1 protein-coding gene is annotated in these 1,892 nt (G+C 74.8%); it reads left to right on the top strand.

What is annotated here, in order from left to right:
* Positions 1 to 1,892: amino acid adenylation domain-containing protein (locus tag ABZV34_RS39005; RefSeq protein WP_356287896.1), on the top strand; the 1,892-nt coding region annotated here is incomplete at both ends.

Here is a 1,892-nt window from a genome sequence, read left to right as displayed (position 1 = left end):
ACGCGGGGCTGGACGCGGTGGCCGTCGACCTGGACGCGGACGCCGCCCTGATCGCGGCCCGGCCCGGGGTCCTGCCGGCCGTGAGTCCGGGACCCGAGGACGCGGCCTACGTCTGCTACACCTCCGGGACCACCGGCACCCCCAAGGGCGTCGTCGTCCCGCACCGCGCCGTCCTCGACCTCGTCACCTCCACCGACTACGTGCGCCTGACACCGGACGACGTGGTCGCCCAGGCCGCCAACCCCGCCTTCGACGCGGTCACCTTCGAGATCTGGTCGACTCTCGCCGCCGGTGCCCGTCTGGTCGGGCTGGCCAAGGACACCGTCATCGATCCGGCCCGCTTCGCCGCCGCGGTCCGCGAGCACGGTGTGAGCACCGTGTTCCTGACCACCGCGCTGTTCCACCAGATCGCCCGCGAGCGGCCCGACGCCTTCGCCCCGCTGCGCACCGTCCTGTTCGGCGGCGAGGCCTGCGACCCGCGCCGGGTACGGCAGGTCCTGGCGGCCGGCGGCCCCGGGCGGCTGCTGCACGTGTACGGGCCCACCGAGGCCACCACGTTCGCCACCTGGCACGAGGTGACCGGGGTCGCGAAGGACGCGCGGACCGTGCCGATCGGACGGCCGCTGGGTGCCACCGTCGCCGTCGTGCGGGCGGCGGTCGGGCGGCCGGCCGCGCCGGGCGGCAGCGGTGAACTCCTGCTGGGCGGGCCGGGGCTGGCCACCGGCTACCTGGACCGGCCCGAGCTGACCGCGCGGCGGTTCGTCGAGGACCGCTTCACCCCCGGCGGCGGCCGGCTGTACCGCACGGGCGATGTGGTGCGGCTGCGCGAGGACGGGGCGATGGAGTTCACCGGCCGGGTCGACAACCAGGTCAAGCTGCGCGGCTTCCGCATCGAGCTCGGCGAGATCGAGTCGGTGCTCACCGCGCACCCGGCGGTGTCCGAGGCGGTCGTGTCGGTGCACACCACCCCCGAGAACAGCGAGAACACCGCGAACCCCGAGCACACCGAGCACACCGAGCACACCGGCAGCGCTGGGGGCGCCGCGGGCGGGGAGCGGCGTCTGGTGGCGCACGTGGTGCCGGCCGCGCACCGGGCCGCGGCGCGGGAGAGCGAGCAGCTCACCGAGTGGAAGGAGATCTACGAGACGCTCTACGACGACGCCGCCGGGGCCGCGTACGGGGAGAACTTCGCGGGCTGGAACAGCAGTTACGACGCCCGGCCGATCCCGCTCGAGCAGATGCGGCAGTGGCGGGCGGCGACGGTGGAGCGCGTCCGGGAGCTCGGCGGGCGGCGCGTCCTGGAGATCGGTGTCGGCACCGGTCTGCTGATGGCGCGGCTGGCCGGCGCTGCGGAGTGCGAGGAGTACTGGGCGACCGACTTCTCCGCCTCCGTCATCGAGGCGCTGCGCGCGCAGACCGGGGCGGACGAGCGGCTGCGCGGCAAGGTGCGGCTGAGCTGCCGTGCGGCCGACGACCTGGACGGCCTGCCCGCGGGGCACTTCGACACCGTCGTCGTCAACTCGGTCGTCCAGTACTTTCCCCATCTCGCCTATCTGCGCTCCGTCGTCGAGGGCGTGCTGCCGCTGCTCGCGCCCGGCGGGTCGGTCCTCCTGGGCGATGTCCGCAACCTCGACCTGGCGTCCTGCCTGCAGGCCGGGGTCGAACTCGCCTCCCGGGCCGGGCGGTCGCAGCCGGACGACGGCGCGGACGTGTGGCGCGCCGTCGAGCAGCGGGTGGAGCTGGAGACCGAACTCCTGCTCTCCCCGGCCCTGTTCGCCGCCTGGGCGCGTGAACTGCCCGCCGTGCGCGCGGTGGACGTGCGGGTCAAGCGCGGCGGTGCGCACAACGAGCTGACCCGCTACCGCTACGAGGCGGTGCTGTCCACCGCCGCC

Source organism: Streptomyces sp. NPDC005195 (assembly GCF_040608315.1).
GTDB lineage: Bacteria > Actinomycetota > Actinomycetes > Streptomycetales > Streptomycetaceae > Streptomyces > Streptomyces kaempferi.
This window is presented reverse-complemented; position numbering and strand designations above follow the sequence as displayed.